This is a genomic window from Oxalobacteraceae sp. CFBP 8761, from assembly GCA_014841595.1.
In the GTDB taxonomy this organism is placed as follows: Bacteria; Pseudomonadota; Gammaproteobacteria; order Burkholderiales; family Burkholderiaceae_D; genus Telluria.
Map to the genome: position 1 here is coordinate 251406 of JACYUE010000003.1, position 20856 is coordinate 272261.

A 20856-nucleotide genomic window follows, 5' to 3' on the forward strand; every position below is an offset into this window, starting at 1 on the left:
AGCCATCCAACCTACGCAATGGTAGCACCCATGAAAAAAGGCCCCGAAGGGCCTTTTTTTTCAAACTACGTTCTGCTTAGAACGAGTATTTCGCGCCGATGGTCAGTGCGTTTGGACGCACGCCGAAGTCACGGGTGCCGCCGAAACGCTCGTATTCAGCGATCACAGCCACGTCCTGGTTGATGTTGTACTGAACACCCAGGGCGCCGTAGGCGTTGTTGTCGCTGTCGCGACGGCTCAGCGACGAGTTGATTGCCGACAGTTCGTTCACGTCATGCGACACGCCCAGCTTGGCGTAACCAACCAGCTTTTCGGTCAGCGGCGAGCTGAACTTTGCTGCGACGTAGGTCGAACGGCCATCGACTTGGCCACTGGCGTTGATTGCGCCCAGGCTGTAGTAGATGTCAGCGCTGCGGTAGTCGGTGTGACCGACTTCCACTGCCCAGTTCGGGGTGAACTCGTAGCCACCAAACAGCTTGGCCGACGCCTTGATGGTGTCGATGTCAGCGCGGCTTGCGCCTGGAACGCGCGACTCATAGTCGGTAGCGACTGCACCGGCGCCGACGTAGGCGCGCGGGGTGAATTCTTGGGCCTGAACAGCCGACACAGCGGCGGTGGTGGCGAGCAGGGCAACGATCAGCTTTTTCATCTCTAAATTCCTCTTTTTGTTCATCTAGTTCGTGATTCACAATGAATCGCGATAGGGTCAAGATAACACTGTCGAAAGATCAAGTCCGTCGCGATTCCGTAAGAACTGTAAGAAAGTGTAACTAAATGACCCAATAGTAAGTAATATTTGCCATCCTTTAAGCGATATTACTTAGTATTTAGACGATGTTCCTGAAAGTTAGATTGATTCTAGCTTGTAATGATTTTGTCATCTTATTGATCCCATGCAACCAATATTGTTGCGTGTCGCCTGCCATCAGCAGCAGACTGCCATCGGTCAACGGTATCCGAACTGTCTGTTTGTTGTGTTTGTGTTTCAAAACAAATGTACGTTCCGCGCCAAAACTGAGTGATGCGATCGCAGGTCGCGGCCCCAATTCGGGCTCATCGTCGCTATGCATACCCATGCTGTCGCGCTCGTTACGGTAGTAGTTCAGCAGGACGCTGTTGAAGGTATGCCCGGTCGCGGCTTCTATCGCGTCGCGCAGGACCGTGAGCAATGGTGTGAACGGCGTCGCCTGCAGGCGCAGGCCGGAATAGGCGTAGGCTTTGTCGCCATACCAGGCACTCAACCGGGGTTGCAGGTGCTGCTTGCCGTAGACAACGACGGTTTCTTCGCGCCAGTCGGTTTCGGCCAACAGGCGTGCGAAAACTTCGGCATTGGACCAGGGTAGTGGCAGCTGGGCCATCCAGCCCAGTTCACCATCTTCGAGCGGCAGCGGGAGCAGGCCCGCTTGCGGTGCAAATAAATCCATCGACAATCATCACGCCAGGCATGGTGAAGACCACCATGGCGTCATTCTCGCATGGCTTATGCGTAAGCTTCTGCCAGGCTCATGACGCGTGGCTCGATCTTGATGCCAACATTACCGAACAAAGCGTCGAGCGCCGTCAGATTGGCGCTGCACTCGTCCGTTTTCCAGCCCTTGAACAGGTCGGTGCCATCTTTCTGGAAATGCAGCTCCAGCACCTTGCCCTTGTCGCGGTGGATATAGTTTTGCTGATGAACGCTCTGAAAACCCAACTCTGCCAGGCCGGCAAGCACGGTGTGTGGCGGATTGTCCGGATCGGTGGCCAGGAACACGCCGAAGGTCTTGCCCGGGGGCTTGGCCGCGACATCCACTTCGTAAATCCCAGGCGCCTTGGTGGCGGTCGTACTTTTCAAAAACAGCATCACGGTGCTCCTGGCGCGCTAGTGACCCACGAGATAGTTCGCAGATCGCTTTTCAGTTAATCAGTCTGCCAGCATATTTCCATACAGGAACTTTGTCGACCGAAGTTTTCGCTTTATCCGGTTTACCGCATGACCAGGCCGAAAACTGTGGCGCCAATCAACGCGGCGCTGGCGAGCATGCTCACGATGAAGCCGATTTCACGCTTGGCCGGATCGCGGTAGTAACCCAGCGCATACAGAATCCGGCCCACGCACCACAACACGCCCCCGGCAGCCGCCCACACGTCACCCAGGAACATGGCGCACAGCCACAGGGGCACGAGCACCAGTGGCAGCATTTCCAGCGTATTCATCTGGACGCGATGAGCGCGCAAAAAGCCTTCAGGGCCGTCCATTGATGGGGCCGGTACCTTGAACTGGATGCGGGCGCGTGCAGCATTGCCCCAGGTCCAGAAATAGACACCAAGAACGGCCAGCGTGGCCCAGGCAGTGAAGAACATCGTGGTCCCTTGTGATTGGCGTGAGTGAAAGAAGGTCGTCGTGGCTCAGTTGCCACCGTGCTTGCGCCGCGCCAGGTCGGTCGTGGGCGGCACCAGCGCGCCGTACAGGCGGCCCGTGGCCTCGTCCCAGTCCAGCAATGCCTGCTCTTGCCGCGCGACGGTGGCCAGGTCGCCCCGCGCGATGGGGCCGCTGAGCGCTGCGGCCGGACCAAGGCGAAACACATTGGCCAGCGTCTCGGTGGCCAGCGGTTGCGCCAGTTCGCGCGCCACCGCTTCGGGAATCCCGGCGGCCTGATAGGCGCGCAGCGCTGCGTCGAGCACCGTGGTCAGGTAGTTCGACGCGAACACGGCGGCCGCGTGATAAACCGTCTTGGCCGCGCCATCGATCGGCACGAGGCGCGCGCCGATGGTCTCGAATGCGGGGTCAAGCAGCGCCAGCGCCGCCGCATCACCCTCGACGCCGCAGAAGGTGCCCGCGAATTCACGCGCCACCTGCTCCGGGTCGGCGAAACTGCGGATCGGATGCACGCTGGCCACCAGCGCACCACCTGCACGGACCGCCTGCAGCGCAGTCGATGCTTTCGCGCCGCTGCAGTGAAACACCACGGTGCCAGTCAGGTCGTGCGTCTGCGCCAGTTGCGCGGCGACCGGCTCGATCTGATCGTCGCTCACCGCCAGCAGCCAGGCGTGCGCCGGGCGTAGCTGCGCGCCATCGGCGCAGGCATGGCCGGCGCCCATGAACGCCACCGCCGCCTGCGCGCTTGCGGACGAACGGGTCAGCACATCCTGCAGCGCGAACGCGCCGCTGGTGGCGAACAGGCGCCCCAGCACGCGACCGACGTGGCCTGCGCCGACCAGGTTGAGCGTCGGGGTCAGCGTCGATAGCACGTCAGAAGCCGGCGCCAGGCTGGCTCAGGTAGTCGAGTTCTTCGGGTGTCGAGGCGCGGCCGAGGATCGGATTACGGTGCGGGAAGCGGCCGAAGCGCGCGATCACACCGCGGTGGCGGTGCGCATAGTCAAGCGCTTCGTCGAAGCCCTCGTGGTCGGCGGCCAGCGCGGTGAACTGGTCGACCGCGAGCTGCTGCATGCCGGCGTCCTCGGCATGCTCGAACGGCATGTAGACGAACTGGCGCTCGATGGGTGCAAGCGCCATGTGCTCACCGGCGTCGACCATCTGGCGCGCCGCACTCAATGCCAGCACATCGCCGGCGAACGATTCCGGCGCGCCGCGATGGACGTTGCGCGTGAACTGGTCGAGCACCAGGATGCGCGCCAGTACGCCGCGCGCGCCCTGCTCGTCCCACTCGCGCAGGCCGCCCGCAATCGCGTGCGTGATCGTCGTGCCGAAGCGTTCGCGGATGATGGCGTCGAACGCGGGGTCCTTGCGGTACCACTCGGCGCGCGCCTTGCCATGGTCAGGATGGGAAGCTGGCAGGAACCAGAAATCGAGAACTTCTTGTGCGTCCATGGATGAATTCCGTTGATATTGTGAGGTGAAGCAGGCCGGTACGCCGCGCTCAGGCGGGCGGCTTCTTGCGCACCAGCTGCTTTTCGAACGCGATGTCGTTCTTGCTCATGCGCGGCTGCTCTTGCGGCCCCAGGCCCTTGACGAAGGTGACGAAATCGTCGAGCTCCATCGGTGCGCACAGCGGCGGGCTGCCGGGCGCTTCGGACAGGTAGAAGTGGCCATCGCCGGTGCGCGCCATCGAGTACAGCGGATTACCGGTGCGCTGCTTGAGACGGTCGACCGCGCTGCTGGCGCGCGTGGAACGGGAACTTGCCATGTCAGATTGCCTCCGTGCGCAGCATGAGCCACTCGAACGCGGCGCCTTCAACGTGGGGCGTCAGGCGCGCACGCACGGTGGCGTGGTAGTCGTTGAGCCAGACGATTTCATCGGGCCGCAGCAGCGAACGATCGAGGCAGCGGGTGTCGATCGGGCACAAGGTGAGCGTCTCGAAGGCCAGGTATTCGCCGAATTCGGTCTTGTTCGCGGCGACATTGAGTACCAGGTTTTCGATGCGGATGCCCCAGCGCCCCGGGCGATAAATGCCCGGCTCGATCGACGTGATCATGCCCGGCTCCATCGCGGTATGCGGGTCCGGCGGCACGGCCGGCGAGATCGTCTGCGGGCCTTCGTGCACATTCAGGAAGTAGCCGACGCCATGGCCGGTGCCGTGACCGTAGTCGATGCCGGCGGCCCAGATCGGAGCGCGTGCAATCGCGTCGAGCATTGGCGCGCGGGTGCCGCGCGGGAAGTGGGCGCCCGACAGCGCGATCAGGCCTTTCAGCACCAGCGTGTAGTCGCGCCGTTGATCGGCGCTCGGCGTGCCGACCGGGATCACGCGCGTGATGTCGGTGGTGCCGCCCAGGTACTGGCCGCCCGAGTCGATCAGCAGCAGGCCGTCGCCTTCGATGGTGGCGCAGGTGGCGGCTTCAGCGCGGTAATGCATGATCGCGCCATTGCTGTTGAAGCCCGCGATGGTCGAGAAACTCGCGCTGACGAAGTTCGGGCGGCGCGCGCGGGCAGCGGTGATGCGCGTGTCGATGTCGACTTCGTTGATTGCACTGCGGTCTGCGTCCGCCAGCAGCGGCTCGAGCGCGGCGAAGAATTCGCACAGCGCGGCGCCATCCTGCTCCATCGCGGCGCGCACGTTGACGGCTTCGCTATCGAGCTTGCGCGACTTGGCAAATGTGGTCGGGTTGATCGCCTCGACCACGTTCACGCCGCTGGCCACGCTCGCGCGCATGCCGGCCGTGACGCGGCGCGGATCGAGCAGCAGCGTTGCACCTTCGGGCAGCGCTTCGAGCGCATGCACGGCGTTCTCGTACGGCGCCAGGTGCACGTCGTCGGCTTCCAGACGCGCACGTACGTCAGCCGGCACCTTGCCGTCGCCAACGAACAGCGTGGCGTCGCCACGGCCGATCAGCGCATGGGCCAGGAACACGGGATTGAAGCTGACGTCGGCGCCGCGCAGGTTGAACAGGTAGGCGATGTCGTCGAGCGTCGAGACGAAGTGAAAACCAGCGCCATGCGCTTCCATCGCGGCGCGCGTGGCCTGCAGCTTGTCGGCGCGGGTGGCGGTGGCAAACGGTGGCAGGTGTTCGAATACAGCGTCGGCCGGCAGCGCCGGGCGCTCACGCCAGACATCGTCCAGCAGATCGAGATCGGTGCGCAGCACGACGCCTTTGGCCTGCAGCGCGTCAGCCAGCAGGCGTGCACCGGCCAGGCCCAGCACGCGCGCATCGACGGCGGCAGTCTGGCCGGCGGCAAGGTTGGCGGCGAGCCAATCGACGTGCAGCTGGCTGGCCGCGCCCGGGATCTTCATCAGCGCGATCTCGGTGCCGGCCAGTTCGGTTTCAGCCTGCGTGAAGTAGCGGCCATCGGTCCAGACGCCGGCAAATTTCGCGGTGGCGATGAAGGTGCCGACCGAGCCCGTGAAGCCGGACAGCCATTCGCGGCCCTTCCAGTGACCGGGCAGGTATTCCGACAGGTGCGGGTCGCTCGACGGCACGATGACGGCGTCGATACCGTGGCGCGCCATGGCTGCGCGCAGTTGCGCGAGCCGGTCGGCGCGAAGGGCATGCGAGTCGGCGGAAGAGTCAGTGGAAGTGCGGGCTTGTTCGGTGGCGTCGGACATGGGCGGAGGCGTCGATTTGTTTTCCAAGCTGCGTATGATACGCCCCATTTGGCGCCGCCGACATACGCGGGGCGCCCCAACCGGAACACCCTCCAGCCCGGGGATCACGCATAATGGCGCGGCATCCACCAGACATAGAGACCCATGCTCGATTTTCATCATGAGCGCGCCCGCGCGCTGTTGGCGAACGCCACGCAGATCGTCACGCCGACTGAAGTCCAGGCCGCTGTCACCAGCGTCGCCGACCAGCTCAATGCGCGCTTTGCCGCGCCGGGCGCCACCGAGTTCCCGCTCGTGCTGGGCGTGATGGGCGGCGCGGTCGTGTTCACCGGCACGCTGCTGCCGCAACTGGCCTTCCCGCTCGACTTCGACTACATCCACGTCAGCCGCTACGGCGACGATGATCGTGGCGGCGAACTGGTGTGGAAAGTGATCCCGCGCCAGAACGTGGCGGGTCGCACGATCCTGCTGGTCGATGACATCCTCGACGAAGGCGAGACGCTGGCCCACGTCAAGCAGCGCCTGCTTGACATGGGCGCGGCCGAAGTGATGGTCGTGGTGTTTGCCGACAAGGACCTGGGCCGCGCCAAGCCGATCACGGCCGACCTGGTCGGTTTGAGCCTGCCGAACAAGTTCGTCGTCGGCTTCGGAATGGACGTGTATGGCTACTGGCGCAACCTGCCGGGCCTGTGGACGATCCGGCCCGAGGATTTGAAGCAGCCCGACGCGCCAGCAGCCTGAGCGTTTTTTAAAGCGCCAGGCGGGCGCGCGCCGCCATGTATTCGGCCGTGAGCCGTGCGACCATGTCGGCCACCGTCGGCACGTCATCCATCAGGCCAACGCCCTGCCCCGCGCCCCAGATGTCGCGCCAGGCCTTGGCGCTGCCCGAACCAAAGCTCATCTTGCTCTTGTCCGATTCGGGCAGGTTGTCCGGGTCCAGCCCGGCCGCGACGATCGATTTTTTCAGGTAGTTGCCGTGCACGCCCGTAAACAGGTTCGTGTAGACCACGTCGGCTGCCGTCGATTCGACGATCGCATTGCGGTAGTCGTCGCTGACGTTCGATTCCTTCGTCGCCAGCCAGCGCGAACCGATGTAGGCAAAGTCGGCGCCCATCGCCTGCGCGGCCAGGATCGCGTCGCCGGTGGCAATCGAGCCGGACAGCGCGATCGGTCCCTTGAACATCTTGCGGATTTCGCCCACCAGCGCGAATGGCGACAGCGCGCCCGCATGGCCGCCGGCGCCAGCGGCCACCAGGATCAGGCCATCGACGCCCGCTTCCAGCGCTTTTTCGGCGTGGCGGATCGAGACGATATCGTGCAGCACGATGCCACCGTATGAATGCACGGCGTCCATCATCTCGCGCGGCGGCGCGCGCAGCGACGAAATGATGATCGGTATCTGGTGCTTGACGCAGACTTCGACGTCATGCGCCAGGCGGTCGTTCGACTGGTGGACGATCTGGTTGACGGCGATCGGGCCGACCTTCTTGCCCGGATTGGCCGCTGCGTAGTCGGCCAGTTCACGCTGCAGGTCGGTCAGCCAGGCGTCGAGCATCTCGGCCGGCCGGGCATTCAATGCCGGGAACGAGCCCACGATGCCGGCCTTGCACTGGGCTGCCACCAGCGCGGGTCCGCTGGCAATGAACATCGGCGAAGCGATGACAGGAAGGGACAGGTCTTGCAGCGCGGCGGGCATCGTCATGGAAGCTCTCGGTGGTGGATGGAAGATGGGCCTGATTATAGCCCTGAAAAAAGTACGACCGTGCTAGATTCCTGCCTCTAAACGACCGTTATTGCCAGTCGATCTCGCCCTCGCGGCGCCGGATCTCGGCCCAGATCGCGCGTTTGGTCTCGTCCGTGGCCGTGCCCCAGGCGACGATTTCATCGATGGTGCGCAGGCAACCCTGGCACAGGCCCGTCTCGGGGACCATCTGGCAGATATTGATACAGGGCGACGGTACGGGGATTTGCAGTTCGGGAGCCATCGTTCGCAGTGGTGGAAAATAAAGTGGCATTATCGCGCGGCTGGCAGTCCAGCGCCGCGCGTTGCCCGTCTTTTACTATACTGGGGCAACGCCACTTTGCACGAGGTGCCCATGAAATTGCACGATGTTCTCCTGGCTGGCCTGTTCGGCCTGTCCACGGCCGCCTCTGGCCAAACGCTCTCTCCCGATGGTTACGGCAAGATCGGGTTTGGCCAGCAGCTGGGCGCCGTCGAGCGCCAGTTGGGCCAGCGCGCCTCGCCCCGCCCGGCCGACCCGGCCTGCTCGATGGTGGCCTTCAAACGGTATCCCGATGTCCGCTTCATGGTTGAAAATGGCGTGATCACGCGCGCGGATGCCAGCCGGATCGTGCGCAACAGCGCCGGGATTACGGCGCGCATGTCGGTGAAGGAGGCACAGCGCCATCGCCCGGCGTTGCAGGTCGGGCCACACAAATACGACGAGAACGGCCAGTACCTAACGCTCGCGCAGGGCAAGGACAAGGCGCTGATCTTCGAAGCGAGCAAAGGCAAGCTGCAGCGCATGCGCGCGGGCCTTAAACCGGCCGTGGAGTACGTGGAAACCTGCGGTTGAGCATGCGTTGGCGCTTGATGTGATCACATAGATCAATGTTCCGTATCTAACGCAGCAGCATATATAAGGGCCGTTCGGCAACGCTGGCAAGGTTCGTGTAAGCTCATGGCCTGAAATTGGTGCACTGCACAAAAAAGGAATGCCATGAAACTCAACCGACTCATGCTGGCGCAAATGCGCAGCGCTACCCGAACGCTCTGGCGCTCGGGTCCGGTGACCCCTGGCGCAGCAGTACGGCAAGCGATGAGCAACGTCAACGCGTTGCACCGGGTCGCCCGACAACAGATGCGTGACTTCACGATGACGGTGACGCCGACGGAATCTGCGCCGGAATCCGCGCCGGCCCCTGCGCCCGCCGTCACGCCTGCGCCCTCCGCCACGCCTGCTGCCGCGCCCGCAGCAACGGCCAGCGCGCCGCTGACCGGCACCTTCATCGCCGGCAGTCACACCAATGCCGCCGGCACGCGTGACTACAAGCTCTACGTCCCAGCGAGCTACACGGACGGCCCCGCGCCGCTGGTGGTGATGCTGCACGGCTGCACGCAGGACCCGGACGACTTCGCCGCTGGCACCGGGATGAACGTGCTGGCCGAAGAGGTCGGCTGCCTGGTGCTGTACCCGGCGCAAAGTAAAAGCGCCAACCCGTCGCGCTGCTGGAACTGGTTCAACGCCGTCGATCAGCGCCGCGATGAAGGCGAGCCGTCGCTGATTGCAGGCATGACGCAGACGATCATGGACACCTACAGCGTCGATGCGAGCCAGGTGTATGTGGCAGGCCTGTCCGCCGGCGGCGCGATGGCCACCATCATGGGCACGCTGTATCCCGACCTGTACGCCGCCGTCGGCGTGCATTCCGGCTTGCCATTTGCATCGGCCAACGATTTGTCGTCGGCCCTGGCGGCGATGAAGGGCGACTTCCGGCGCAGTCAGCTCGAGAACCAGCCCCTGCCGGTCATCGTGTTCCATGGCGACCGCGATACGACAGTGCACCCGGCCAATGGCGAAGAAGTGGTGGCGCAAGGCGCACGCCATTTGCCACAGCCGGGCACGACCGAACCGGGCAATGTGCCGGACGGCCATGCCTATACGCGCACGCTGTATCCGGCCACCGATGGCACCGTGCAGGCCGAGCACTGGCTGGTGCATGGCGCGGGCCATGCGTGGTCGGGCGGGCAGGTAAACGGCAGCTACACCGACGGCAAGGGGCCTGACGCCAGCCGCGAAATGATGCGCTTTTTCCGTACCCAGCGCTGAGGCGTCAGGGCGGCGTGGCAGATGGGGGCTGGCTTTGCGCGGCAATGTGGGCGCGCAGACATGCCGGACACCAGCAGCCAGCCGCTTCCTGCGGCACCGCCACCGCCGGCGGCAATGCCGTGCACCAGCACGGCGCGCTGTCGCCATCGGCCATCGCGCAGCTGAACGAAGCGCCGCAGCGCGTGCAACTATTCATGGTCTGAACAGCCTTGAAGATGGATGGCGAACGGCGGGAATGGCATGGCAGGAGTAGAGTGGTGGGTGCTGCTATAAAATACAACATAACACCGCCCACTCCCCACAAGGTTTACGCTGTTTTTATGGCATTTGGCTGTAAAATCTCGCGACAATTATTTCGGACTCTCCATGAACGCTCAAGTGACCAGCCTGACCACCGACGACCAACCTAACGACCTCGCGGGCGTCTCCCCGGCGATCAAGGCGCAGATCCTGGCCGAAGCGCTTCCGTACATCCGTAATTTCCACGGCAAGACCATCGTCATCAAATACGGTGGCAACGCCATGACCGACGAGCGCCTGAAGCACGGCTTCGCGCGCGACGTCATTCTGCTCAAGCTGGTGGGCATGAACCCGGTCGTGGTGCACGGCGGCGGCCCGCAGATCGACAACGCGCTGAAGAAAATCGGCAAGCAAGGCACGTTCGTGCAGGGCATGCGCATCACTGACGAAGAAACCATGGAAGTGGTGGAGTGGGTGCTGGGCGGCGAAGTCCAGCAAGACATCGTCATGCTGATCAACCACTACGGTGGCCAGGCCGTGGGCCTGACCGGCAAGGATGGTGGCCTGATCCGCGCGCGCCGCATGGCCATGCCCGACAAGGAAAAACCGGGCGAGTTCCTCGACATCGGCTTTGTTGGCGAGATCGACGCCATCAACCCGGCCGTCGTCAAGGCGCTGCAGGACGACGCGTTCATCCCGATCATTTCGCCGATCGGCTTCGGCCAGGACGGCCAGGCCTACAACATTAATGCCGACGTCGTCGCCGGCAAGATCGCCGAAATCCTGAAGGCCGAAAAGCTGATCATGATGACCAACATCGCTGGTGTGCAAGATAAATCGGGCAACCTCGTCACCGACCTGTCGGCGCGCGAGATCGACGAGATGTTCGCTGACGGCACGATCTCGGGCGGCATGCTGCCCAAGATTTCATCGGCCCTCGACGCTGCCAAATCGGGTGTGAACACCGTGCACATCATCGACGGCCGCATCGAACACTCATTGCTGCTCGAAGTCTTGACCGAACAGGCTTTTGGCACTATGATCCGGTCTCATTAAATTTTTTGTGGCGGAAACAATCGCCACAGAAAAACCAGTACCGCCCTTTTAGCTCAGTGGTAGAGCACTCCCTTGGTAAGGGAGAGGCCACGTGTTCAATCCACGTAAAGGGCACCATCGCTTCACCTCCCCTCTGCTTTACCAACGCCTCGTACCGTGGCCACTTCCCTACCCCGCGCACCTGTCTGGTTATTTGACCTCGACAACACCCTGCACGACGCATCGCATGCGATTTTTCCGGCGATCAGCGCCAACATGAACACCTATATCGCGCGCGTGCTCAGCCAGAATGGCGAAACTGCCACGCAAGCGATGATCAATGCCGCGCGCGTCGGGTACTGGAAGCGCTACGGCGCGACCCTGCTCGGCATGATGCGCCATCACCAGGTGTGCCCGACCGACTTCCTGCGCGAGACGCACGATATCGGGCCGCTGGCCGACCTGCTGCGCTTCGAGCGCGGCCTGGGCCGCCTGCTGCGCCGCCTGCCGGGCCGCAAGATCCTGCTGACCAATGCGCCCAACTCGTACTCGACCGAGATCGTGCGCCGCCTGAAGCTGCACAACCATTTCTCGCACCATGTGGCGATCGAGCACATGCACGTGCACCGCCAGTTGCGGCCCAAGCCGTCCAAGCTGATGCTGCGCCGCCTCTTGCGCAAGCATGGCGTGGCCGCGCAGCGCTGCATCCTGGTCGAAGACACGCTGGCCAATCTGCGCACCGCGCGCCAGCTGGGCCTGCGTACCGTCTGGGTCACGCAATACCTGCGCATGGCCGATCCGATTGGCACCGCCCCCCTGCCGAGGACATTGAAATGCCCCGGTTACGTCAATGTCAAAGTAAAATCCGTGCGGCAACTTCCTGCGCGGCTGTCGAGGCTGCGTTAATCGATCAACACTCCTAGGGATCCCATGGCAAGCACGAAGCCCGGCCAGCGCAAGCTGCAAATCCTTCAGGCCCTGGCCGCGATGCTCGAGCAGCCCAAGGGCGAGAAAATCACCACCGCCGCCCTGGCCGCGCGCCTGGGCGTCTCTGAAGCAGCGTTGTACCGCCACTTTGCCAGCAAGGCGCAAATGTACGAGGGGTTGATCGAGTTCATCGAGACCTCGGTGTTTGGCGTCATCAATCAGATTACTGAACACGAAGAAGGCGGCCTGGATCAGACGCGCGCAATCGTGCAGATGTTGCTGGGTTTTGCAGCGAACAATCCGGGCATGACGCGCGTGCTGATCGGCGACGCGCTGGTGAACGAAGACGAGCGCCTGCAGCACCGCATGAACGCGTTTCACGACAAGGTCGAGCTGGCGTTCAAGGGGGCGTTGCGCGTGGCCGTCACGCAGGGCCATGGCCAGGAAGCCGATGTCGCCGGCCGCGCGAGCCTGTTGATGAATTACGTCACCGGCCGCTGGCACCGCTTTGCCAAGACCGGCTTCAAGGTCAATCCCGTGGAAGGCACGGCGCTGCACCTGTCGTTGCTGCTGGCAGCGTAAAATCCCGGGATGGATACTGGTGAAGTCTTTGCACTGCTCGACGATGCGCGCGCCACGCACGAAGCCCGTTCGCGGCTCTACAGCGGCCATGCCGGCACGCTGACCTGTGATGATGCCAGCGGCTGGGCGCCGCTGCTGGCGGCCCTGCAAACTGCGCTGCAGCAGGGTTTGTATGCGGTGCCGCTGCTGACCTACGAACTTGGCGCGCACCTGCAGAACCTGCCGGCGCGCGCCGTGGATGGACCGCTGGCGCAGGTGCTGCTGTTTTCGCGGTGCGACCATTTGACGGGCGAGCAGGTCGCATCGTGGCTCGCCACGCGCAGCGCAGGCCCGGACCAGATTGCCGGCGTGGCCGGCATCAGGGCCAATGTCGACGAGGCGCTGTTTGTCGAGGCCATCACCCGCATCCGCGCGCTCATTGAGGCGGGCGACACCTACCAGGTCAACTACACGTATCGCTTGCGCTTCGACGCCTTCGGCCCGCTCGTCGCGCTGTATGCCCGCCTGCGTGCGCGTCAGCCGGTGCCGTATGGCGCGCTGGTGGCGCTGCCGGATGGCCGCGCGCTGCTGTCGTTCTCGCCCGAGCTGTTCGTGCGCCACGCCGATGGCGTGCTGCAGGCGCGGCCAATGAAGGGCACGGCGCGCGCCAGCGGTGACGCCACCATCGATGCCGCGCGTGCGCGCGACCTGGCGCAGGACACCAAGAACCGCGCCGAAAACCTGATGATCGTCGACCTGCTGCGCAATGATCTGGGCCGCGTGGCCGTCACGGGCAGCGTGCAGACGCCCGTGCTGTTTGACGTGCAGCGTTACGGCGCCGTGCTGCAGATGACGTCCACGGTGCAGGCACGCCTGAAAGCCGATGCGGCGCTGGTGGATATCTTTGACGCCCTGTACCCGTGCGGCTCGATCACGGGCGCGCCCAAGCGCCGCGCGATGGAAATCATCCACGATCTCGAGCCCGATGCACGCGGCGTCTACACCGGCACGATCGGCTGGTTCGATCCGGCGCCACAAGGCCGCGCGTTCGGCGACTTTTGTCTGTCGGTGCCGATCCGTACTTTGGCACTGGCGGCGCCAGAGAACGACATAAGGCGCGGCGAACTGGGTGTCGGCGCCGGCATCGTCCACGACAGCGAAGCGCATGACGAATTCGCGGAGTGCCAGTTGAAAGCAGGCTTTTTGACCGGGCTGGCCAACGATGTCACGATCTTCGAAACGCTGCGCGCCTCACGCGAGCAGGGCTGCGGCCACGTCGAACAACACCTCGCACGCTTGCGCGCTTCATGTACCTATTTCGGTGTCCCGTTTGACCCCGGCGCCGCGCACGCCGCCCTGGACGCCGCCTGCCTGGCGCTGCCGATCGACAGCACGTACCGCATGCGCCTGGCCATCGATGCGGCCGGCGCGCTGACCATCACATCGGGCGTGCTGGCGCCCATGCAGGAGCCGGTGCTGGTGCTGCTGGCCGACGAACCGACGGCCAGTGGCGACATCTTCCTGCGTCACAAGACGAGCCGGCGCGACCGCTACGACGCGGCCTGGCAGGCGGCCGAAGCGCGCGGCGCGTTCGATGCGCTGTTCTTCAACGAGCGCGGTGAATTGACGGAAGGTGGGCGCAGCAATGTGTTCGTGCGCATGGGTGACGCGTGGATCACGCCGCCGTTGGCCTGTGGCGTGCTGCCGGGCGTCATGCGGGGCGTGCTGCTGGCAGCGCCCGCATGGCATGCGCGCGAAGGCGTGATCACGCGCGCGATGCTCGAAGCGGCCGACGACATCGTCGTCTGCAACGCGCTGCGTGGGCCGCTGCGCGCCGTGCTTCTTCAGAAGCGGTAACCGACACCCAGGGCAAACAGCATCGGATCGACTTTCAGATGGCTGATGTTGGCGCCACCGACGATGACGTCGCTGCGGATATTGACGCGCTTGATATCGGCGTTAAGCGACCAGTGCTCGTCCAGGCGGAAATCAACGCCAGCCTGCAGCGCCAGCCCGACGCTGTCGTTCTCCAGATCAGCCGCGCCATTGAGCAGCTTGACGCTCGAGATACGCGTATAGTTCACGCCCACGCCCAGGTACGGATTGAAGGTGGCGCCCGGTGCGAAGTGGTATTGCGCGCTCAAGGTCGGCGGCAGGTGCTTGAAGCTGCCGATCTTTGTGCCGGCCAGCGTGACGTTGTGCTTCTGCGGATAGGTCAGGATCAGTTCTGCGGCGAAGTTTGGCGTGAAGAAGTAGCTGATGTCCAGCTCGGGGATGGTCTTGTTGCTGACCTTGATCGTGTCTGCCGCGCCCACACCGCCAACCGGGCTCGATTTGTTATCTGGCTCCATCTGGATGGCGCGTGCACGCACCAGCCATGGCGATTCCTGTGCCAACGCCTGCGCGGACGCCACGGCAATCAGGGCCACTACTACGGATTTCAACATCGTTTTCATTGTTCTTACCTTTCGTTGTCATGTCACTGTCGACGAAGGTAAGCTTATTGATGTGGACCCAAAAAAACGTTGATCCACATCAAAATGACCATGCTGTCAGTAAGGTTACAGCGCTTTTTCGATCATACCGACCAATTGCGGGTCTTCCGGCGTGACCTTGCTCGGGAAGTATTCGAGCACCTTGCCGTCACGACCGATCAGGTACTTGGTGAAGTTCCACTTCGGTTCCTTGCCGGTCGCCTTGATCAGCTGCGCGTGCAGCGGGTTGGCGTCGGGTCCCTTGACCGACGTCTTGGCGAACATCGGGAACTTCACGCCGTAAGTGTTGTAGCAGAGGTCCGCGATCTCTTTCGCGTTGCCCGGTTCCTGCTGGCCGAAGTCGTTCGACGGGAAACCCAGGATCACCAGGCCGCGGCTGCCATACTTCGCGTAGATCTTTTCCAGGCCTTCGTACTGCTTGGTAAAGCCGCAGTAGCTGGCCGTGTTGACCACCAGGACCACCTTGCCGCTGTACTGGCAGAGGTCTTGCGGCGCTTCATCCTGCAGGCGCTTGAAGCTGTGCTTGAGCACTGCCGGGCAGGCAGCCGGCGTTTTGCTCAATGCCGGCGCTGGTGCAGCAGGCGCTGCCTGCGCGCTTGCGGGCGGGATGACGCTGGCGGCAGCGGTGGCGGCGAGCAGCAGGGCAATGGTCTTGATCATGGCGTGGTATTGACGAGGTGGAAGTAGCAGCGATTGTAGCGCGGGCAGCGACGCCACGCGCCGCTTTTCAGGCACTTGCGTGAAGGCTGCGGTGCTCGATCTTGATGCAGTGGTTCATCACCACATCCAGACCGGCGGCGCGCGCCATATCGGCGGCAATCTGGTTTTCGATCTCGAGCTGCATCCACAGGCACCCTGCCCCCACGGCGATCGCATCGCGCGCGATCGGGCCGATGTCTTCCGACTTGCGAAAGCAATCGACGATGTCGATGCGCTGGCCGCTGTCTGCGAGCGAGGCGGCAGCGTCCTGCAGCGTAGCGAACACGGCTTCGCCAAGGATCGTCTCGCCGGCGTACTGGGGATTGACTGGCAGGATGCGGTAGCCGTGCTGCTGCAGGTAGGCGCCCACTCCGTGGCTGGCGCGGTCTGGCTTGTTTGACAGGCCGACGATGGCGATGGTGGTGCTTTCTTCGAGGATCTGGGCGATGGTGCGCATGGTGGCAGGCAGGTCGTTGGGATGGCGATCAGCTTAGCAGGTTTGCTTTACCTGGCCTGGTACGTGCCGGACGGTGCGCGGCTGCCATGTGCACTGACGAAAAAAAAGGCAGCCCGCAGGCTGCCTTTCTTGTTGCAGAGCTTGTACTAAGCTCAACGGCCTTTCGAACGCAGACGCTGGATCGCAGCCAACTGCGCAATTGCCGCGGCCATTTCGGCCTGGGCTTTTGCGTAGTCGATCTTCGATTCCTGATTCAACATCAGGTCTTCAGCCTGCTTCTTCGCGGACGTTGCCTTCGCTTCGTCCAGGTCGGCGCCGCGGATTGCGGTGTCGGCCAGCACGGTCACGCCGTTCGGCTGCACTTCGAGGATACCGCCAGCGACGAAGACGAACTCTTCACCACCACCGGCAACCTGGATGCGCACGGCGCCCGGGCGGATGCGCGTGATCAACGGGGTGTGCTTCGGGTAGATACCCAGCTCACCCGCTTCACCCGGCAACGCGACGAATTCGGCCTGGCCGGAGAAGATCTGCTCTTCGGCCGAGACGACGTCGACTTGAAATGTGTTTGCCATGTGTGTCTTTCAGTGGAAGAAAGCGACTTAACCAGCAGCCAGTTTCTTGGCTTTCTCGATAGCTTCCTCGATCGTGCCGACCATGTAGAACGCTTGCTCCGGCAGGTGATCCAGTTCGCCCGATGCGATCATCTTGAAGCCCTTGATCGTGTCTTTCAGCGAAACGTACTTGCCTGGCGCGCCGGTGAACACTTCAGCGACGTGGAATGGCTGCGACAGGAAACGCTGCATCTTGCGAGCGCGTGCCACGACCAGTTTGTCTTCCGGTGCCAGCTCGTCCATGCCCAGAATCGCGATGATGTCACGCAGTTCCTTGTAGCGCTGCAGGGTGTTCTGCACAGCGCGCGCGGTGGCGTAGTGCTCTTCACCGACGACGAGCGGGTCCAGCTGGCGCGAGGTCGAATCGAGTGGGTCGACTGCAGGGTAGATACCCAGCGAGGCGATGTCACGGGACAGAACGACGGTCGAATCCAGGTGAGCAAAGGTGGTTGCTGGCGATGGGTCGGTCAAGTCATCCGCAGGGACGTAGACGGCCTGGATCGACGTGATCGAACCGGTCTTGGTCGAGGTGATGCGCTCTTGCAGACGGCCCATCTCTTCGGCCAGCGTAGGCTGGTAGCCCACTGCCGATGGCATACGGCCCAGCAGTGCCGAAACTTCGGTACCGGCCAGAGTGTAACGGTAGATGTTGTCGACGAAGAACAGAACGTCCTTGCCTTCATCACGGAACGCTTCCGCCATGGTCAGACCGGTCAGCGCGACGCGCAGACGGTTGCCTGGTGGTTCGTTCATCTGACCGTAGACCATTGCCACTTTCGAGTTGGCAGGGTTTTCCAGGTCGACGACTTTTGCATCGGCCATCTCGTGGTAGAAGTCGTTACCTTCACGGGTACGCTCACCCACGCCGGCGAACACGGACAGACCCGAGTGTGCCTTGGCGATGTTGTTGATCAGTTCCATCATGTTGACGGTCTTGCCGACGCCGGCGCCGCCGAACAGGCCAACTTTACCGCCTTTGGCGAACGGGCAGACCAGATCGATGACCTTGATGCCGGTTTCCAGCAGGTCGGTCGATGGCGACAGTTCGTCGTAGGCTGGCGCGTCACGGTGGATCGACGCCATGCGCTCGTGGCTGACCGGACCGCATTCGTCGATCGGGTTGCCCAGCACGTCCATGATGCGGCCCAGGGTCGGGGTGCCGACCGGGACCATGATTGGCTTGCCGGTGTTCTGGATGATCATGCCACGGCGCATGCCGTCCGAGCTGCCCAGAGCAATGGTACGGACCACGCCGTCGCCCAGCTGTTGCTGGACTTCCAGGGTCAGATCCGAGCCTTCCATTTTCAGTGCGTCGTACACTTTCGGCATGGCATTACGTGGGAATTCCACGTCAACCACTGCGCCGATACACTGAACGATTTTGCCATCAGCCATGTTCGTTCCTTCAGATATTTAGTTAAATTCTTTTTTGCTTTGATCGGTCGGGGACAGCGTGCGAGCCAGGCCCGCTTGACGCCATCCCCACGGGCGGCGCTGTTAGACTGCTGCTGCGCCCGACACGATCTCGGAGAGTTCTTTGGTAATCGCCGCCTGGCGGGTCTTGTTGTAGACCAGCTTGAGGTCGCTGATGACACTGCCGGCGTTATCGCTCGCGGCCTTCATTGCAACCATGCGTGCCGATTGCTCGGACGCCAGGTTTTCTGCCACTGCCTGGTAAACCAGCGCTTCCACGTAACGCACCAGCAGCTCGTCGATGACGACCTGTGCTTCCGGTTCGTAGATGTAGTCCCAGCTGGTGGCGCCTGCATCGGCTTTCAGCGAATTGGCTGACAGCGGAAGCAGTTGCTCGACCACGGTTTCCTGTTTCATCGTGTTGATGAACTTGGTGTAGCACAGATAGACAGCATCGAGCTTGCCTTCCTGGTACGCGTCCAGCATCACTTTGACCGGTCCGATCAGCTTGTCCAGTTGCGGTGCATCGCCCAGCTGCGTGGCTTGCGACACCAGCTTCATGCCGACACGGTTCAGGAAGCTCAGGCCCTTGTTGCCAATGGCAACTGCCTCGACGCGGTTGCCCGCCTGTTCCTGTTCGCGCGCCTTGACGGTTACCTGGCGCAGGATGTTGGTGTTCATGCCGCCGCACAGACCCTTGTCGGTCGTGACGACGATGAAACCAACTGCCTTTGCCTGCACGTCCTTGGCTTGCGCCATGAATGCGTGCGTGTACTCCGGGTTTGCAGTGGCCAGATTGGCGGTGATGTTACGAACCTTGTCACTGTAGGGACGGGCGGCGCGCATACGTTCCTGCGCCTTGCGCATTTTCGATGCGGCGACCATTTCCATCGCCTTGGTGATCTTCTTCGTATTCTCTACGCTCTTGATCTTGCCACGAATCTCTTTGCCTGCTGCCATGAGTCCTTACTCCTTCCAGGCACCGGCATCGCCGTCAGGCGACGCCGGCCCACAGATTAATATGCGCCGGATTTCTTGAAATCAGCAACGGCCGCGGCCAATGCTGCTTCGCCGTCTTTGTCCAGTTGCTTGGTTTCGTCGATCTTCGCCAGCAGCGCTGCATGGCCCGACTTCAGGAAGGCGTGCAGGCCGTGCTCGAATGGCAGCACTTTCTTGACTTCGATATCGTCCAGGTAGCCCTTGTTGACGGCGAACAGCGATGCGGCCATCAGCGAGGTCGACAGTGGCGAGAACTGTGGCTGCTTGAGCAGTTCGGTCACGCGCGCACCGCGGTCCAGCTGCTTGCGGGTCGATTCGTCCAGGTCCGATGCGAACTGCGCGAACGCAGCCAGTTCACGGTACTGGGCCAGGTCGGTACGGATACCGCCGGACAGGTTCTTGATGACTTTGGTCTGAGCAGCACCACCGACGCGCGACACCGAGATACCGGCGTTGATCGCAGGACGGACACCGGCGTTGAACAGCGACGTTTCCAGGAAGATCTGGCCGTCAGTAATCGAGATCACGTTGGTCGGCACGAATGCCGAGACGTCGCCAGCTTGCGTTTCGATGATCGGCAGTGCGGTCAGCGAACCGGTCTTGCCGGTCACGGCGCCGTTGGTGAACTTCGACACGTAGTCGGCGTTCACGCGTGCTGCGCGCTCGAGCAGACGGCTGTGGAGATAGAACACGTCGCCTGGGTACGCTTCGCGGCCTGGTGGACGGCGCAGCAGCAGCGAGATCTGGCGGTAGGCAACTGCCTGCTTCGACAGATCGTCGTACACGATCAGTGCGTCTTCGCCGCGGTCGCGGAAGTATTCGCCCATCGCGCAGCCCGAGTAGGCCGAGATGTATTGCATGGCGGCCGATTCCGACGCCGATGCAGCCACAACGATGGTGTACTCCATCGCGCCGTGCGTTTCCAGCGAGCGCACGATGTTCTTGATGGTCGATGCTTTCTGACCGATCGCGACGTACACGCAGGTCACGCCCTGACCTTTTTGGTTGATGATCGCGTCGACTGCAACAGCCGATTTACCGGTCTGGCGGTCACCAATGATCAGCTCACGCTGGCCACGGCCGATCGGCACCATTGCGTCGATCGATTTGATACCGGTCTGCATTGGCTGCGAGACCGATTCACGCGCGATAACGCCTGGCGCAATCTTTTCGATTGGCGAGGTCAGCTTGGCGTTGACAGGACCCTTGCCGTCGATCGGCTGGCCCAGTGCATTGACGACGCGGCCGCACAGTTCAGGACCGATCGGCACTTCGAGAATGCGACCGGTGGTCTTGACGATGTCGCCTTCCGAGATGTGCTCGTAAGCACCCAGGATGACCGAGCCGACCGAGTCGCGCTCGAGGTTCATGGCCAGGCCGAAGGTGTTGCCTGGGAATTCCAGCATCTCGCCCTGCATCACGTCCGACAGACCATGGATGCGGCAGATACCGTCGGCGACCGAAATCACCGTGCCTTGATTGCGAACGTCAGCCGAACTTTCGAGGCCCTGGATCCGGCTCTTGATCAGTTCGCTGATTTCAGATGGGTTAAGTTGCATGCTTGCTAACTCCAATTATAGTTTCTTGATGCGTAGGGCAAGGGC

The 20856-nt window shown here is 62.7% G+C and carries 25 protein-coding genes and 1 tRNA gene; 8 read left to right on the forward strand and 18 right to left on the reverse strand.

What is annotated here, in order from left to right; translation table 11 throughout:
* Nucleotides 1-76: 76 nt before the first annotated feature.
* The 8 genes from IFU00_19030 to IFU00_19065 form a co-directional block, all read right to left on the reverse strand.
* Nucleotides 77-649: a porin family protein gene (locus IFU00_19030; protein ID MBD8544374.1), complete on the reverse strand. Its 573-nt coding sequence runs from the start codon at nucleotides 647-649 to the stop codon at nucleotides 77-79.
* Nucleotides 650-827: 178 nt separating this feature from the next.
* Nucleotides 828-1424, reverse strand: a complete 597-nt coding sequence (locus IFU00_19035; protein MBD8544375.1) for an alpha-ketoglutarate-dependent dioxygenase AlkB — start codon at nucleotides 1422-1424, stop codon at nucleotides 828-830.
* A gap of 56 nt (nucleotides 1425-1480) precedes the next feature.
* Nucleotides 1481-1843, reverse strand: coding sequence for a hypothetical protein (locus tag IFU00_19040; protein ID MBD8544376.1), 363 nt, complete (start codon nucleotides 1841-1843; stop codon nucleotides 1481-1483).
* A 122-nt stretch (nucleotides 1844-1965) separates the two neighbouring features.
* Nucleotides 1966-2343: an MAPEG family protein gene (locus IFU00_19045; GenBank protein ID MBD8544377.1), complete on the reverse strand. Its 378-nt coding sequence runs from the start codon at nucleotides 2341-2343 to the stop codon at nucleotides 1966-1968.
* A 45-nt stretch (nucleotides 2344-2388) separates the two neighbouring features.
* The gene (locus IFU00_19050) at nucleotides 2389-3219 is read right to left on the reverse strand and encodes a DUF2520 domain-containing protein (protein MBD8544378.1); all 831 of its coding nucleotides are present in this window, start codon (nucleotides 3217-3219) and stop codon (nucleotides 2389-2391) included.
* 13 nt (nucleotides 3220-3232) lie between these two features.
* On the reverse strand, nucleotides 3233-3811 hold the full coding sequence (locus tag IFU00_19055) for a DUF924 domain-containing protein (GenBank protein ID MBD8544379.1): 579 nt from the start codon (nucleotides 3809-3811) through the stop codon (nucleotides 3233-3235).
* A gap of 49 nt (nucleotides 3812-3860) precedes the next feature.
* Complete coding sequence (locus tag IFU00_19060; GenBank protein MBD8544380.1) at nucleotides 3861-4127, reverse strand: hypothetical protein; 267 nt, start codon at nucleotides 4125-4127, stop codon at nucleotides 3861-3863.
* 1 nt (nucleotide 4128) lies between these two features.
* A complete protein-coding gene (locus IFU00_19065; GenBank protein ID MBD8544381.1) occupies nucleotides 4129-5982 on the reverse strand; it encodes an aminopeptidase P family protein in 1854 nt (617 codons plus the stop codon).
* Between the two features lie 144 nt (nucleotides 5983-6126).
* On the opposite strand from IFU00_19065, the gene IFU00_19070 reads away from it, so the two are divergent.
* Complete coding sequence (locus tag IFU00_19070) at nucleotides 6127-6723, forward strand: hypoxanthine-guanine phosphoribosyltransferase (GenBank protein ID MBD8544382.1); 597 nt, start codon at nucleotides 6127-6129, stop codon at nucleotides 6721-6723.
* 7 nt (nucleotides 6724-6730) lie between these two features.
* On the opposite strand, the gene IFU00_19075 is transcribed toward IFU00_19070, so the two are convergent.
* Nucleotides 6731-7684 (reverse strand): nitronate monooxygenase, encoded by a 954-nt coding sequence (locus IFU00_19075; protein MBD8544383.1) that lies wholly within the window; start codon nucleotides 7682-7684, stop codon nucleotides 6731-6733.
* 88 nt (nucleotides 7685-7772) lie between these two features.
* A complete protein-coding gene (locus IFU00_19080; protein ID MBD8544384.1) occupies nucleotides 7773-7967 on the reverse strand; it encodes a DUF1289 domain-containing protein in 195 nt (64 codons plus the stop codon).
* A 111-nt stretch (nucleotides 7968-8078) separates the two neighbouring features.
* On the opposite strand from IFU00_19080, the gene IFU00_19085 reads away from it, so the two are divergent.
* Nucleotides 8079-8558: a hypothetical protein gene (locus tag IFU00_19085; GenBank protein ID MBD8544385.1), complete on the forward strand. Its 480-nt coding sequence runs from the start codon at nucleotides 8079-8081 to the stop codon at nucleotides 8556-8558.
* Between the two features lie 144 nt (nucleotides 8559-8702).
* Nucleotides 8703-9812: a PHB depolymerase family esterase gene (locus IFU00_19090; GenBank protein MBD8544386.1), complete on the forward strand. Its 1110-nt coding sequence runs from the start codon at nucleotides 8703-8705 to the stop codon at nucleotides 9810-9812.
* Nucleotides 9813-9816: 4 nt separating this feature from the next.
* On the opposite strand, the gene IFU00_19095 is transcribed toward IFU00_19090, so the two are convergent.
* Nucleotides 9817-10008: a cysteine-rich CWC family protein gene (locus IFU00_19095; GenBank protein ID MBD8544387.1), complete on the reverse strand. Its 192-nt coding sequence runs from the start codon at nucleotides 10006-10008 to the stop codon at nucleotides 9817-9819.
* Between the two features lie 170 nt (nucleotides 10009-10178).
* Between IFU00_19095 and argB the strand changes: the two genes are divergently transcribed.
* The 5 genes from argB (at nucleotide 10179) to IFU00_19120 (ending at nucleotide 14432) form a co-directional block, all read left to right on the forward strand.
* Nucleotides 10179-11108: an acetylglutamate kinase gene (argB, locus tag IFU00_19100; GenBank protein MBD8544388.1), complete on the forward strand. Its 930-nt coding sequence runs from the start codon at nucleotides 10179-10181 to the stop codon at nucleotides 11106-11108.
* A 42-nt stretch (nucleotides 11109-11150) separates the two neighbouring features.
* Nucleotides 11151-11225 (forward strand) — tRNA-Thr (locus IFU00_19105).
* Between the two features lie 39 nt (nucleotides 11226-11264).
* Nucleotides 11265-11993, forward strand: a complete 729-nt coding sequence (locus IFU00_19110) for a pyrimidine 5'-nucleotidase (GenBank protein ID MBD8544389.1) — start codon at nucleotides 11265-11267, stop codon at nucleotides 11991-11993.
* 24 nt (nucleotides 11994-12017) lie between these two features.
* Nucleotides 12018-12596: a nucleoid occlusion factor SlmA gene (gene slmA, locus IFU00_19115; GenBank protein MBD8544390.1), complete on the forward strand. Its 579-nt coding sequence runs from the start codon at nucleotides 12018-12020 to the stop codon at nucleotides 12594-12596.
* Between the two features lie 9 nt (nucleotides 12597-12605).
* Nucleotides 12606-14432: a chorismate-binding protein gene (locus IFU00_19120; protein MBD8544391.1), complete on the forward strand. Its 1827-nt coding sequence runs from the start codon at nucleotides 12606-12608 to the stop codon at nucleotides 14430-14432.
* Here IFU00_19120 and IFU00_19125 read toward each other — a convergent pair.
* The 7 genes from IFU00_19125 to IFU00_19155 form a co-directional block, all read right to left on the reverse strand.
* On the reverse strand, nucleotides 14420-15031 hold the full coding sequence (locus IFU00_19125; protein ID MBD8544392.1) for an OmpW family protein: 612 nt from the start codon (nucleotides 15029-15031) through the stop codon (nucleotides 14420-14422). The two genes, IFU00_19120 and IFU00_19125, sit on opposite strands and share 13 nt — an antisense overlap.
* A 105-nt stretch (nucleotides 15032-15136) precedes the next feature.
* Nucleotides 15137-15730: a glutathione peroxidase gene (locus tag IFU00_19130; GenBank protein ID MBD8544393.1), complete on the reverse strand. Its 594-nt coding sequence runs from the start codon at nucleotides 15728-15730 to the stop codon at nucleotides 15137-15139.
* Nucleotides 15731-15797: 67 nt separating this feature from the next.
* Nucleotides 15798-16226 (reverse strand): CoA-binding protein, encoded by a 429-nt coding sequence (locus IFU00_19135; GenBank protein MBD8544394.1) that lies wholly within the window; start codon nucleotides 16224-16226, stop codon nucleotides 15798-15800.
* Between the two features lie 152 nt (nucleotides 16227-16378).
* A complete protein-coding gene (locus IFU00_19140; GenBank protein MBD8544395.1) occupies nucleotides 16379-16801 on the reverse strand; it encodes a F0F1 ATP synthase subunit epsilon in 423 nt (140 codons plus the stop codon).
* 27 nt (nucleotides 16802-16828) lie between these two features.
* Complete coding sequence (gene atpD, locus IFU00_19145; GenBank protein ID MBD8544396.1) at nucleotides 16829-18235, reverse strand: F0F1 ATP synthase subunit beta; 1407 nt, start codon at nucleotides 18233-18235, stop codon at nucleotides 16829-16831.
* A gap of 102 nt (nucleotides 18236-18337) precedes the next feature.
* Nucleotides 18338-19213: a F0F1 ATP synthase subunit gamma gene (gene atpG / locus IFU00_19150; protein ID MBD8544397.1), complete on the reverse strand. Its 876-nt coding sequence runs from the start codon at nucleotides 19211-19213 to the stop codon at nucleotides 18338-18340.
* A 56-nt stretch (nucleotides 19214-19269) separates the two neighbouring features.
* Nucleotides 19270-20811 (reverse strand): F0F1 ATP synthase subunit alpha, encoded by a 1542-nt coding sequence (locus IFU00_19155; protein ID MBD8544398.1) that lies wholly within the window; start codon nucleotides 20809-20811, stop codon nucleotides 19270-19272.
* Between the last annotated feature and the right edge of the window lie 45 nt (nucleotides 20812-20856).